Source organism: Bacteroidota bacterium (assembly GCA_039111535.1).
In the GTDB taxonomy this organism is placed as follows: domain Bacteria; phylum Bacteroidota; class Rhodothermia; order Rhodothermales; family JAHQVL01; genus JBCCIM01.
Window position 1 is genome coordinate 1 of record JBCCIM010000172.1, and the last position, 13694, is coordinate 13694.

Sequence of the window (13694 nt, forward strand, 5' to 3'; positions counted from 1 at the left end):
CAGAAGTTTTCATTGCCTGAAGGAAGAAATCCACTCAGCGAGCGAAGAGCGAGAGCATGAAACGTGAATTCGAGGTTGTTATCATCAACATCAACAGTAATCGTTACAGGGGTGTCGCGTGTGGGCGCTTGATCAACATCAGGTTCGCCGCCATCCAGGGCAAAGCGGGGCGGGGCATCGAGTGTAACGGTGAAATTGACAAATGCAGACCCTCCTCTGCCGTCATCAGCACCTACGCGAAAACTGAGTTGTCCGAGTACGGGCGGGAAGCTTACAACAAGCACGCTGTCATCGACCAGGCGCGGATTGAACAACATGCCTGGGTCGGGTATCGAAAAAATGAGGAGATCCCCATCGCTGTCTACAAACAGTTCGTTCAAATTTAAAACGAGCTCCGGGAAAATGAGGTTGTCAGCAGCAGGGGCAACAAGCAGTGTATCGAGCCGGCCGCCTACAATTGAAAATGGGGAAGCATTTAATGCCTGAAAGATGCCTTGCTCGTTGGAAAACTGCGTAGTATTACCACGAATTGCAGCAACCCGATAGTACAGTTCGCGTGCGCTACCGATACGATCGTCAATATAGCCTGGACCTGTCAGGCCGGAACGGATCACAATATCAGCACCCGGCTCAAGGGACCGATAGACGTCGTAAGACGAGGCGCCTGGAACGGCATCCCAGGAGAGTGTCACCACGTTGTCCGGTTCATTCAGGACGGCATTGAGTTGGAAGCTCGCCAGGCCCACAACATAAGACTGCTGCGTGGACGTTGTGGTATTGTTGTTTTTGTCTTGCGCCCTGATTTTAAACGTAATGGTTGTGCCCGCATCTTGTCCGGAAAAGACCGCGGTATAGGTGTTGTTGCCACTCAACTGCATGGGGATGTCGTTGCCCACATTCAGTTCAACAATGGATACTGAGGTGATTGCAGAATCAGCTAAAACGGTGGCCGACACGTTCACGATTTGTTGATGTGTCGGTGATGCTGGGCTCAGTTCAATATTGCTGATAACGGGTGAGGATTGGGCATACGCATTGGATAGCGGGACCAGCACCAGCAGGATTAGGACTGAAAACGTTATGTGGCAAGCGAGACGCAACGTGTTGGTTGTTTATTGGGGGTTAGTTGGTGGGAGAGGAAGCGGGTCATCTGCGGCTGTGAGGGCGCGGACCCCGAGATAGGTGCCGGCAAAGCCGCCGGCGATGACGCCACGCCATAGCCACCGTTGGTGCCATTTGGGGCGCAACTCATTTACCCACTGCTGGAACTGCGGGTCATCTGTAATGGTGCGCGATTTAAAGCGATTGTTTGTTTTAATGAGATCCTTTACATAGCTAAACGCCGTGACCGAGTCGCGTTTTGCCAGATGCGAGAGCGACAACAGGCGATACATCTCAACCCGGTCATCTTTTTCAACCTCTTTACTTTCCAGGCATGGGTCGAGCAACCGGATTACATCATCCGCTCGTCCAATTTCGAAATTGTCCGCAGCATTGTCGATTTGCGCCTTGCAGTTGGTTTGGGCAAAAGCAGGTGGTGCCAGCACCCCGAGCAGCAAAACCGGGAGCCAGCAGTAGGTGAAGGCTATACGGATCGATTGTGTCATTTTACGGGCAGGGTTTCTGGTACTGGTCTATGTCAAAATCATTACCAATGTAGGTTTCCCATTCTTGGGGTGTAAGTTGCCCACCGGGCAAAACCTGACATATTCTGTCGACTAACTCGTTTGACGTAGTGATCCAGATGCGTACGGTACCATCTCCACTCCCCGAAGCAACACGCTGGTTGTTCGGGTGAATGTCTACTGACCAGACCCAAAAGTCGTGGTCCTGCAAGATCAGCGGTCGTCTTTCGATGGTGCGCGTTGACCGGATATGGATGCTTTTGTCGGATGAAGCCGAGGCCAGCAGGGCGCCATTCCTGCTATAAGACAGGTCGTTAACCGGGCCGAGATGCCCGAGTAATTCCTCTAGTTGCGTAATGCGATTGCTGTCTTGGGAGACTTGCCAGAGGAGCACCCGGTAGTCTTCGCCACCGGTTGCAAACGTTCTACTATTTGGGGCAAATGCGATGGTGTTTATACCTTGCTGGCCGCCTTCTACAACCGTAGGGGTTTCGCTTATGGTGGCCCAGTTTTCCCAGAGGTACAATTTGCCGGCACGGTCAGCAGCGACCAGATACGGCTGCGTCGGGCTGGCCGCGAGGGTTCTGAAAACAGGGTCCGGGTGGATAAAGGATTCGATGTCACCATCTGCACTATCCAATGTCCATCGGTACAGCCAACCTTCCCGCGAAATTAGCGCGAGCACTTCGCCCTTTGGGTCAAAGGCAACATCTTGTGCTACCAGCGGTAACGCCTTGTAAACCGACTGTGAGGGGCCGGCTTCTGTGAACGCCCACAATTGCAGCCCTCCATTAGCATCACACACCGCCAATAAGTCATTGTTCGGGCTGAAAACAAGGCAACGCGGATTGATACGGGCGTCATTAAGGTTAAATGTAGTATTTGTCTCTAGATTGCGAACCCGCACAAAATCATTGTTCGCTCCGGATACCAGCCAGCGCCCATCAGGGCTGTATGCCACGTGCCGTACTTGCCCACGGGCCTGGTGATCAAAGTAAGTTTGTGGACCACCTAATTGTGACGTACTATCGGGGCTCAGGGCATTCAGTGAGGTACGTAGTGCTTCGTACACCTGGCCTTCAAACTGGTTGTTGCCTTCTCGATCAAATACATGGGCCTGTTTGGCAAGCAGCGCGGCAAGGGACGCCCTGCCCAGGCTTAGTTGCCGCCGGGACATATCCGCAATGGCCAGTGCGAGGGCTTGATTAAGTTTTTCAATGGCCCCCTCGCGATCCGAGTCTGCTTGTACAGCTCTTCGCCTGGCTTGTGTTGCGTATCGATCAGCTTCCACACGCAACGTCTCTGCTCTTGTCAATTCGGCTTCGGCAAATTTCAGTTGCATGTTTGCCGAGTCAATGCGCGTGTTAAGCGCATAAAGTTCTGTAAGCGCGCTATCTTCTCTGGCTTGCGCTGAAGCAATAACTGCATCTGCTTTGATTTGTGCAGAATCAGCAATGACTTTCAGTGAATCGATAATAGCGATGGCTCTGGTTAGCTTCCCCTCGGTAACTTCCTCGAGTGAGTCCGCCAGGGCTATCGTGTTTCTCCGTTCTTCGTCTGCTTTTTCTACAGCCTGGATTGCATTATACCAGATGATGGCTGCTGGCACGAGCAATAATACTAAAAACATAAGGAAGCGACGGTACCGCCGGGCAAGTCCCCGTTCCCTTTGAATGGTACGGGCATCCAGTGCTTTCCTGCTATTGCTTACGTATTCTTTGACAAGGTCAGATACGTCAAGAGAAGCTGTTTCGGGGCGATCCAGCCAGCGCTCTGCGCGTTCCAGGTCGTATTCGTTGAGCAATGCCGCCGGCTCCTGTCCCGTCTCTGTCCACTCGTCTGCTTTTCGCTCCAGCAGGTTGTAAATCTCCCGTGTGCCGGCATTTTTCTCAAGCCAGTTTTTGTTCGATTCCAGGATGGGCTCAACAAACCGGTCGTGTGTCAGCTCATACCACCGGCTGCCGCCGCGCCATTCGCCACGGATGATGTGGCGATCTTCCAGAATATCAACAGCTGCATTGGTGATGTCGCCGGTTTCTGTGAGTCCCCGATACACGGTGCCACGGGTGCCGGCAGGAGTGAGTAGCGTGCGCTCGAAAAATCTACGCAGCGTACTCTCCGGAATACCGGAGCCGGCTACCGTTTTGAGGATCGTGGCTTCGTAAAATGCACCGAGGGCCTCATTGACGTCGCCAAACCGGGATACATGGCTGTCGGTAATTTCTGTAATGTCGTCTGGCAGGTCGTTCCACAGGTTCTCACAGACCACCTGGAGTTGCACTGGCTCTACGTACTCTCCTTTGAGGGAGACCACGTCGCCGTACTCAGTTTCAACATTGATTTTGAGCAGTTCACCGACCAGCCGCTCTGCCACGCCTTCTGCGAAGGAGCGCGAGGTGCCCACAAGCGGTTTCTTGACGGCTTCCAGGGCTGCGCGTTGTTGCAATCGCATCAGGCGCAGCCGGCTCCGTAACTGGTTTGGGAGGTCCGGCAGGTAAGGATCCAGTTGTGCAATAAAGTCTTCCCGAATGATAAACAGCACCCGCAGCAACGGATCGCCAACTGATGTTTTGGGCAGATGTTGTGGATATGCTGCTTCAAGTAACATCCGGTTGAGCTTTTGCAGCGCGGTACCCCGCGGGTTGCTCAGAATCAGGTTCTCAACAGCTGGAGAGAATGCCAGTGCTTTGACCGGCATGCCCGTTGCAAAATTGTTCGCCCGAATCAGCCGGTGGAGATGTGAGGCTGCCTCGGTGTCTGGCAATTTGTCAAGCAGTACTTCCGTGTTTGCAACCAGGCTGGCTTCTGCTGTCTGGTCTGCCCTGAAGAGGCCCTGTCGGCGGATCAGGCGGTTTAGCTCGTTGGCAAAGTCAGCAATGGTAGGCATATCGTCCGCTTCGAGCCGGCGCTGCATGCTGCTCGAAAAGAACGGCCGCAGGTATGCTGAAAGCGGATTGTCGGTGTTATGAAGCGTTTGCCAGAGACCACGTGGGTCGGTGAGGCTTTCTGCCTGCAAAAAGACGGGGCCACCTTCGAGTGCCTCAACCACCTGATTGAAAAAGCCTTTGCGGTCCCGCCAGCGGTCGGGGTACGCGGTGAACAACTCTTCAAACTGGTCAAACACAATAATCCGTGGTGCCGGCAAGCCTGTGGAGTCGAGTGGATGGGACCGGGCGCTGAGGTAGCTGCCGATACTTTCATCTGTCAACTGCGTAAGGTCTGTGTCTTTGTCCGACCAACTGATCAGGGTGTTGAGGACAAACGGATTTGGCACCTCGTCGGGCGGGATACTTTCGGGGATGAGGCCACGCACCCGGGCTACAGGGAGGACTTCAAACTCACGCTCAACCAGCATTGGAAAAAGCTTGGCGTTGAGGAGTGAAGTTTTGCCGGCGCCAGATTGCGCATAGAGCAGCGACATCCGGTTGGCAATGACCAGCGAAAGCAATTCATTGGCTTCCTGGTCTCGGCCAAAGAAACGCTTCTGGTCCTTTTGCTCAAACGGCTGTGGACCAACGTAAGGGTTTTCTATGTGTGGGCCGGCACCCATTTAGCCTTTGTCCGAAAATGCTTGCCAGCGGACGCGGAGTTCTTCAACAAAATCACGGGCAGTACCCCAATGGATGCGAATGTCAATTTTGTCGAAGTACATGTTGCGGTACTTCTGAATGAGCCGCTGGGTTGATTCCGGTGCATCCGGTGGCAGTTGTACGGCTACGCTGATGCGGCGTAATGCGGATTCCGTTGCATTTACGAGCCCGCGAAAGAGTACGCGGAAAGTCCAGTCTTCGAGGCTGTATCCGATGAACAGCAGGGAGGAGCCAGCCATCGCACGCTGAATCAGGTGCGGCAACAGGTTCTGGTCCCGAGAAATATTGATCAGAAAGTCCAGGTAATCATCGTCGGTGAGGACAAGCGACTCGGGCACTTCGTCGAGGCCGTGCAGGTGAAAGACCAGCGGATTGCTGGCGTCGGGTTCGAAGCCGGCATCGTCGAAAATCGATGGGTTATGTTTAATGGTTTCATTCCATCGGCAGTATTCGCGGTTCGGCTTCTTGCCGGCATCTGCGAGGGCCTGCGCCATGAAGTTGTCGTAATTTGTAGTCAGGTATACAGGAAGCGGCAAGCCGGCGAGGATGCTGTGCGGTTCGTCGTCGTCCTGGAAGTTTGGTTTTTTTCCATCACTGAAGAAGTCTTTAATCAATTCCTCCTTCGGGTACATCGAATCGTATTGTACAGAAAGGTACTGGGCGACGCGTGGGAGATCATATACGTCCTCCATCGGGTAGTCGTATTCTTTCGCCCAGGCTTTTGCTATATCGCTACCCAGGGGTAAGATACCATAACATGCGCCGGCGCCGAGGAAGGGCGTACATTTTCCGTCCCTGATCCTGCGCAGCAACAATTCCCACTCTCGATCTTCCAGTATCTGGTTACTTTGGTCCGTAATGTTTGGCATCTATGGTTTATAATTCGGGGAGCAGGTGAGGCATAAGAAGGAATGTGTGCATCTAACAGCTAACTTATCTGGATGCTGCGGCTACACAAGGTGGTCCATATCGTTATGCGAAACCGTACTTGATTAAGCGTCAGTATACGCAAAAAAAGGCATTATTTTATCATCCGGGAAGGTGTGCAGAGGGCATTAATCTGCTTGTCCATCGTTCTCAAGCCAGGCTTGAATTTCCAGTGCGCGGCGGTCTGTTGTCTTTTCATTGGCTTCAAACGAAGCGAGGGCCTTCTTTAGCAAGGTTGTTGATTTTTCTGGTGCGCCCTGGATTTGCGCGAGGCGGCCTAGCGCACCCTGAACTTCTGCAATGAGCAGGTCATCTTCACCCAAAAAATTCATCCTCAAGTCGAGGGCTTCCTGAAGCATCTGTTCTGCTTCCGTTGTTTGTCTTGTTTCAGTGAGCACGCGGCCCAGCCCGGTAAGGGCAAATGCCATGACAATAGGTGGTTTTTCCTGTTGCCGCCAGAAGGCGAGTGCTTCGCGGTACACCGCAGCTGCTTCTGTGTATCGCTGCTGTAGTTGGTACACGCTGGCGAGGTTGCTTTTTGAGACAGCTACTTGCTGGTGATTGTCACCAAACAATTCGGTACGGATGGCGAGGGCTTTTAGCTGGAGTGCTTCGGCTTCGTCTAGCCGGCCTTTTTCGCGCATTACTGCCCCCAGGCTACTCGTGGTAGACGCCACGTATCGGTGTTTTTCGCCCAGCAGCCGGGTATTGGTTTCAAGGATCTGTTTATAGAGTGGTTCAGCTGCATCGATCTCCCCTTTGCGGAAGAGCAGTGTAGCCAGGTTGTTCATGCTTTGCATGGTTTCTGGATGCGATTCTCCATACAAACCGCGTCGGATAGCGAGGGATTCGCGCACTTTGGGTTCGCCGGTTGCATAATCACCGATGGTCCACAACAAGCCACCATAATTGTTGAGTGTGGCGGCAAGGTCGGGATGGTCGGCGCCGAGATACATACGCTGGATGTCTTCAGCGCGATTATAAGCTGCAATGGCGTCGTCGTAGCGCCCAAGATTATAATAAGCCCAGCCGAGGCTGTTGATGCTCCAACCCAACTCGGGGTCGTCTTTCTCGAGTAGTTTTTCATTCATTGCAACAGCCTGCTCGTAGAGTGGGACTGCTGTTTGATAGTTGCCCATCGAGCGCTGGGTGCTGGCCATGTTCAATATCGTTGCTGCTATTTCGGGGTGCTCATCGCCATACAGTTTTTTCTGAATAGCAAGGGTAAGCTGCTCGAGCGAATCGGCTGTAGGAAAATCGCTCAGCGAATGTCGAATACCTGCCAGGTCTTTCAACAATAGTGCTTCATCCGCTGAGCCGGCACCCTGCGTACCACGAGTGAAGGTAAGGGCCTCTGTATAGCTCTTCTCTGCGCGTGGGTATAAGCCGAGGCTGTTGTAGGCGTCGCCAATTACCTTCAGGAGGGATGCCTGTACCGCCGGCTGGTCAGCTAATTCCTCTGCAATGCGTGTGGCGCCGGCATCGAGCATGTGCCGCGCGTTCATTGTGTCGCCTTTTGCCACAAGCGGATTGGACGCTTCAAAAAGGCTTTTGAGAAATTCTGCCGTCTGTGCAGCATTGGATGCTTCCATTTCTGCAACAGTGCGTGCTTCACCGAGGCGAATGGTGTAAACGGTAGCAATGGTTCCCATGACAAGTAACGCGAGCAACGTTGCCCATACGCCGGCTTTATGTCGGCCATAAAACTTGCTTACGCGATAGGAAACGGCGTCTGGTCTTGCGGTGACAGGCAACCCGTTGAGATGCCGAACAATATCTTGCCTGAGTTCTTCTGCTGCGCCAAAGCGTCGTGCAGGCTCTTTCTGTAAAGCTTTCAGGCAAATGGTATCGAGGTCGCCGCGCAGGCTCTTTTGTGCTTTTTCCGGCGTGATCGCGTGGGTTTCTTCAAAACGTTCGTTGTTGCGCACCGACACGCTTGGTTTTGCTGGCTCCTGGGTGGTAATAATGGCCTCCACTTCAGCGGGGGAGTGGCTGGTCAGTTTCAGGGGGCGCAGGCCAGTTAGCAATTCGTACAGGATTACGCCAAGGGCATAAACGTCGGTTTGTGTTGTTATGGGCTGATTGGTCACTTGCTCCGGCGCAGCATATTCCGGTGTCAGGACCCGTTGGCCTACCTGGGTAAGGACTGTTGGTGCCGGCGTATCTGTATCATCTGCAGTAAGCATACGCGCAATCCCGAAGTCAAGGAGTTTTACCCGGCCATCGCGACTGATTAGAATATTGCCGGGTTTGAGGTCCCGGTGGACAATCAGGTTGTTGTGTGCGTATTGCACGGTCTGGCATACCTGCTGGAAGAGCGCAAGCCGCTCTGGAAGACTGAGTTTTTTTGCGTTGCAATAGGGGATAAGTGGAATGCCTTCCACGTACTCCATGGCAAAATAGGGTTGTCCTTCTTCCGTCATGCCGCCATCCAACAAACGTGCGATGTTGGGGTGATCGAGGCGCGCAAGAATCTGTCTTTCTGCCAAAAAACGGCGAACGATTTGTTCGGAGTCCATGCCACGCTTGATGAGCTTTAAGGCAACCTGTTGCTCAAACTGCCCATCTGCGCGTTCAGCAAGGTACACGATGCCCATGCCGCCCTGGCCCAGTTTCTTGATCAGCCGGTACGGACCAAAAAGCTGGCTTTCAAGCCTGGCCTCGCTCATCATCTGATCAGAAACGGTAACCGCATCGAGTGCCTGCCCGTCGATGAGGCTGTTGATTTGTTGGTCGGAGGCCAGCAAAGAGGCTACTTCGTTATACAGGGCAACGTCGTCTTTACAGGCTGCTTTAAGGAAAGTGATGCGTTTGGGTGGGTCCTGTTCAAGCGCTGAATCAAACAGGGCCTGGATTTGTGACCATCGTTCCGGGTTCATGGGCTATGGCACGCTAGCTGGTTAAAGGGCACTTTTGGGAAAGGCACCTGTTATATGAGAACGGGAGGGTTTATGTATGGACGCAGGAAAAAGACTGAAAAGTGATCACGCCGGCGTAATTTTCTACAAATGAGCCGTTCAGGATGCGTCAGCTTTCAATTCACGATTCAGCCACGCGCGGGCAAAGCGCCAATCTCTGCGCACGGTGGGCACAGATAGACTGAGGATTTCTGCAACCTCTTCGTGTGTCAAACCACCAAAGTATCTCAGTTCAACCACTTTGGCCTGGCGTTCATTTAGTCTTTCCAGTTGTTGAAGGGCTTCATCCAGCGCAAGCAAATGTTCAGATCGCGCTTCTTTGATGACAAAGTCTTCAAGGAAGGTTTGCGGTGCAACACCTCCACCACGTTTTTCAGCCTGATGCTGTTTTGCGTAGTTGATCAGAATACGTCGCATGACCAGCGACGCGACGCCAAAAAAATGGCCGCGGTTTTGCCAGTCAACCTGTTGCTGTCCGACCAGCTTGAGGTACGCTTCATGGACAAGTGCTGTGGTATTTAATGTGTGGTTACCGCGCTCATTTTTCAGGTATCGGTGTGCCCGTTCATGCAGGTCATTATAAATGAGCGGCATGATAGCATTCAGCGCATCTGTATCACCAGAGGCAATATCAGACAACAACTGGGTTATTTCTTTTGGGGCTTCAGACATGGGCGGAAGGATAGCAGATCTACACTACTATTCGTTACTGTTAAACACACACCCGCAGAGTTGCTACAACTGGTACTTAAAGTAGGTATTTGGGGCCAAAATAGCCATAATCTGCCTGGGCACCGGGTACGGGTAAAATGCTTTTTTCTGAAGAATCACATCTTTTTTTGCTACATCGTGGGCACTTCGGGCAGATAATTGCGCATTAGCAAATAAGCCCTGGATAATCTCAAATTGATTTTGCCATTGAGAAAAGAAATGGTACACGTTATGACCAAGGATATATCCCGTATTTTAGAAAGCGGCAAAGCACAACTGGCGGATCGCGCGCGTACCCTGCCGCCGGCTTTTCAACGCCAGGAACCCGTTCGCCTTGCCCATGCCCCCTGGCCCGGTGCGCCCCTGAACATTTCAGCAGGGCTCGAACCTTTCGAATCGCCGCTCGATGCGCAGACCGCCGGCCATTTGCTCCGCCGTACCCAGTTTGGGGCGCCCATAGACCAGATTAACGGACTGATTGGCACCGGAGCCAGCGATGCCGTTGATGGCATCATCGCTGCGGCCCTCGATACAACGGCAACTCCTTTTCCTGAAAAGCCGGCATGGGCAGACGAAATTCCGCCTTTTAATGGGACGCAGGAAGAGATTGATGCTTTTGTGGCCAATAACATTGCCTGGCTTTATGAATTCCAGGATGAATGGTTTGCGCTACTTATGTCGGTTGGATTACGCGAGCGAATGACACTTTTTTGGCATAATCATTTTGCCACGCAATACGACGACTACTTCCTGGCCATGCACGCGTACCGCTACCTGAAACTGATGCGCGAAAATGCTTTTGGCAACTTGAAAGACTTTGTGCGGGCAGTTGGCAAAGATCCTGCGATGCTCGAGTACCTCGACGGGAATACAAACCGCGTGGGAGAGCCCAATGAAAATTATGGGCGTGAATTGCTTGAGCTGTTTACCATGAGCCCGAAAGACAGCGCCGGCAACGACAATTACTCCCAGCAAGACATCGTGGAAGCCGCACGTGCGCTCACGGGCTGGATCATCGATTACATCAACCATGTTGGTGTTTTTAATCCGAGTCGTTTTGACGATGGCGAAAAGACCATTCTGGGCCAGACAGGGAATTGGGGATACGACGATGTAGTTGATATCATTTTCCAGGAGCGGGGTACCGAGACAGCCTATTTCATCTGCGAGAAGCTGTACAAAGAATTTGTATACGCTGTCCCTGATCCGGTTATCGTTGATGAATTGGCGCAAGATCTGTTAATCGCCAATTTTGAAATTGAGCCCGTGCTCACTCGCTTGTTGAAAAGTGCACATTTTTTCGATGCAGCCGTCATCGGCGCCCAATTGAAAAGTCCGATAGCCATGGTTACGGGGATGCCGGTTGATGTTGGTCAGGAGTCTACGCCTGAGCAGCTAGCTTTTCTGCGTCTAGCGGCAATATTCCTGCAGCAAGACCTGTTAAATCCGCCCAACGTCGCCGGCTGGCCCGGGTACCGCACGTGGATTTCCACAACTTCGCTCCCTATCCGTTTGCTTCTCTCTGATCTCATTCTTTTTGGTAATAATGGGGAAGACCTGGTCGACATGACCCCCATCGTAGCACAGTTGCCCGGAGCAAATTCCCCAAACGCAGCCTTTGAACTTCCTGTAGCACTGGCTTCGTATCTATTGCCTGTGCCATTGGATACCCTCGATATCGGGACAGTCACTGAAGTTTTTGGTGGTGACCTGGTCAATTTCCCTATTCCCGAGGAGGTATTAAACGGGCCGGCCTATGCTATCGACCTGGCCAAAATTTTCCTGGCCGGCGTGCCCTGGTACGAATGGGACCTTTCTGCTGATATCGCACCCATATTGTTGGCGCTCTACGCCCGCTTCCTCACGCAACGCCCTGAATTTCAGTTGGCCTGATTTCCGGTTGGTGGTTCTGCATGTTGAAAATTAAAAGTGACAAATCCCTGTGTAAAAAATCTACAACAGTATCTCATGGTCCCCGCCTTGGCAGCCGACTGGAAGATGGCGCCGCTCACGTGATCGACCACGTTGCATGGTCGCGCCGCGATTTCATAACAGGACTTGGTGCGACGCTCGCTGGCACGTTTATGCTTGGTGGAACGCCTATTCGCGCAATGGCTGAATCCCCCTTGATCCGCGAATTACGCGCGCAGAATAGCAACCGGGTGCTGGTGCTGGTGCAGCTTGGGGGAGGCAATGATGGTTTGAATACCGTTGTCCCCTACGAAAATGATATCTACTACCAGGAACGGCCGAACATCGCAATTGACAAAACGACAGCACAAAGTTTTGCCGTAGGGCAAGACATGGGGTTACACCCGTCGCTGAATTATTTCAATGCGGCTTTCCAGGAGGGTAACATGGCCCTGCTTCAGAATGTGGGGTATCCTGATCCCAATCTCTCTCATTTCCGCTCTACCGATATCTGGCTGACAGGTAGCGACAGCGAGACGGTTGTGCAATCAGGATGGCTGGGCCGTTACCTCAACGGGGCCTATCCCGATTTTGAAGAAGAACGCCCTGATTTCCCATTAGGCGTACAGATTGGCGGTGTCTCCTCCCTCATTTTCCAGGGGCCGGCAACCAACATGGGGATGTCACTCATCAATGCAGACTTTTTTGAGCGTCTTGCAAACGAAGGACAGCTATACAGCCTCGAAAATTTACCAACAACGGCTTTTGCTGATGAGATGGCCTACGTGCGTTCTGTGGCCAACGACTCCTTCATTTATGCCGGCGCAGTGCAGGATGCTTCAGAAAAAGGCATTAACGAAACAACCTATCCCGGCAATCCGCTTGCACAAAACCTGTCGATAGTTGCACGGCTCATCAAAGGGGAGCTGGGCGCTCGAATTTATCATGTGACGCTTGGCGGTTTTGATACCCATGCAAATCAGGTGGGCGCGCATGCAAATTTACTGCGCAACCTGTCTGAATCAATAGATGCTTTTATGCAGGATATCGGGGTGGCTGGCCTCGAAGAAGATGTAATGGTCATGACCTTCTCGGAATTTGGCCGGCGCGTCGGTCAAAATGGATCTCAAGGAACAGACCATGGTACAGCGGCCCCGCTGTTTATCTTTGGTGAGGGGGTCAAAGGGGGATTGTTTGGGAATGCACCTGTATTGGATGACCTCGACAATGCCGGTAATATGAAGTTTGAAATCGACTTCAGGACCGTCTACGCTACGGTGTTGCAAAACTGGTTTGGCGTTGCGCCGGATGTTGTAGCGGATGCGATGCTGGGCCACACGTATGAGGCGCTTGGTTTTGTGGAAGATCCTGCTGAGCCTGTAAGCAACGAGTTTGCTGAAGGTCCTGGTTCTTTCTCACTGGGACAGAATTATCCCAATCCGGTATCCAGCCAAACCACAATCGATTTTTCTCTCGAACAGCCGGGGGCAGTCCAAATTGAAGTGTTTGACATACAAGGTCGCCAGGTGTCAGAGCTTGCAAATGGCGTTCATGCAGCCGGTCAGCACAGAATTGCCTTTGACGCCGGCCACTTACCATCTGGCACCTATCTATACCGGATGGTGAGCCCAAACGGAATACAGTCGAGGAAAATGGTAGTTGTGAGGTGAGGGAGGAGTGTCGAGTGTCGAGTGTCGAATGTCGAATGTCGAATGTCGAATGCCGAGTGTCGAATGCCGAGTGTCGAATGCCGAGTGTCGAATGCCGAGTGTCGAATGCCGAGTGTCGAATGCCGAGTGTCGAATGCCGAGTGTCGAATGCCGAGTGTTGAATGCCGAGTGTTGAATGCCGAGTGTTGAATGCCGAGTGTCGAATGAGGCATAGCAGCCCGTTTTACACCTGTCATAGTATGTTAGCCTTGTGGCTTAGAGAAGCATTGCTAAGTTAGACTGTAAAGCACCTGGAAGCGGGAAAAAGATCGTGTTGTCATATGGTCATAAAGACCGTTCAGG

The 13694-nt window shown here is 52.5% G+C and carries 8 protein-coding genes; 2 read left to right on the forward strand and 6 right to left on the reverse strand.

Annotated elements, in window-relative coordinates; translation table 11 throughout:
• The 6 genes from AAF564_20800 to AAF564_20825 form a co-directional block, all read right to left on the reverse strand.
• The coding region (locus AAF564_20800; GenBank protein ID MEM8488003.1) for a hypothetical protein at nucleotides 1–1100 on the reverse strand (1100 nt) is incomplete at its 3' end.
• 12 nt (nucleotides 1101–1112) lie between these two features.
• Entirely contained in the window at nucleotides 1113–1607 is a 495-nt protein-coding gene (locus AAF564_20805; protein ID MEM8488004.1) for a hypothetical protein, read from the reverse strand.
• Between the two features lies 1 nt (nucleotide 1608).
• A complete protein-coding gene (locus AAF564_20810; protein MEM8488005.1) occupies nucleotides 1609–5175 on the reverse strand; it encodes a hypothetical protein in 3567 nt (1188 codons plus the stop codon).
• Entirely contained in the window at nucleotides 5176–6084 is a 909-nt protein-coding gene (locus tag AAF564_20815; GenBank protein ID MEM8488006.1) for an SIR2 family protein, read from the reverse strand.
• Between the two features lie 186 nt (nucleotides 6085–6270).
• A complete protein-coding gene (locus AAF564_20820; GenBank protein ID MEM8488007.1) occupies nucleotides 6271–9021 on the reverse strand; it encodes a serine/threonine-protein kinase in 2751 nt (916 codons plus the stop codon).
• Nucleotides 9022–9159: 138 nt separating this feature from the next.
• On the reverse strand, nucleotides 9160–9732 hold the full coding sequence (locus tag AAF564_20825; GenBank protein ID MEM8488008.1) for a sigma-70 family RNA polymerase sigma factor: 573 nt from the start codon (nucleotides 9730–9732) through the stop codon (nucleotides 9160–9162).
• A 270-nt stretch (nucleotides 9733–10002) separates the two neighbouring features.
• Between AAF564_20825 and AAF564_20830 the strand changes: the two genes are divergently transcribed.
• Together AAF564_20830 and AAF564_20835 are read left to right on the forward strand one after the other, a co-directional pair.
• Entirely contained in the window at nucleotides 10003–11664 is a 1662-nt protein-coding gene (locus AAF564_20830; protein ID MEM8488009.1) for a DUF1800 domain-containing protein, read from the forward strand.
• 20 nt (nucleotides 11665–11684) lie between these two features.
• Nucleotides 11685–13352 (forward strand): DUF1501 domain-containing protein, encoded by a 1668-nt coding sequence (locus AAF564_20835; protein MEM8488010.1) that lies wholly within the window; start codon nucleotides 11685–11687, stop codon nucleotides 13350–13352.
• Nucleotides 13353–13694 lie beyond the last annotated feature (342 nt).

Bases quoted from the DNA above. Each gene is read 5' to 3' on its own strand.
- AAF564_20805 (MEM8488004.1), bottom strand. From the start codon at position 1,607: ATGACACAATCGATCCGTATAGCCTTCACCTACTGCTGGCTCCCGGTT.
- AAF564_20810 (MEM8488005.1), bottom strand. From the start codon at position 5,175: ATGGGTGCCGGCCCACACATAGAAAACCCTTACGTTGGTCCACAGCCG.
- AAF564_20815 (MEM8488006.1), bottom strand. From the start codon at position 6,084: ATGCCAAACATTACGGACCAAAGTAACCAGATACTGGAAGATCGAGAG.
- AAF564_20820 (MEM8488007.1), bottom strand. From the start codon at position 9,021: ATGAACCCGGAACGATGGTCACAAATCCAGGCCCTGTTTGATTCAGCG.
- AAF564_20825 (MEM8488008.1), bottom strand. From the start codon at position 9,732: ATGTCTGAAGCCCCAAAAGAAATAACCCAGTTGTTGTCTGATATTGCC.
- AAF564_20830 (MEM8488009.1), top strand. From the start codon at position 10,003: ATGACCAAGGATATATCCCGTATTTTAGAAAGCGGCAAAGCACAACTG.
- AAF564_20835 (MEM8488010.1), top strand. From the start codon at position 11,685: ATGTTGAAAATTAAAAGTGACAAATCCCTGTGTAAAAAATCTACAACA.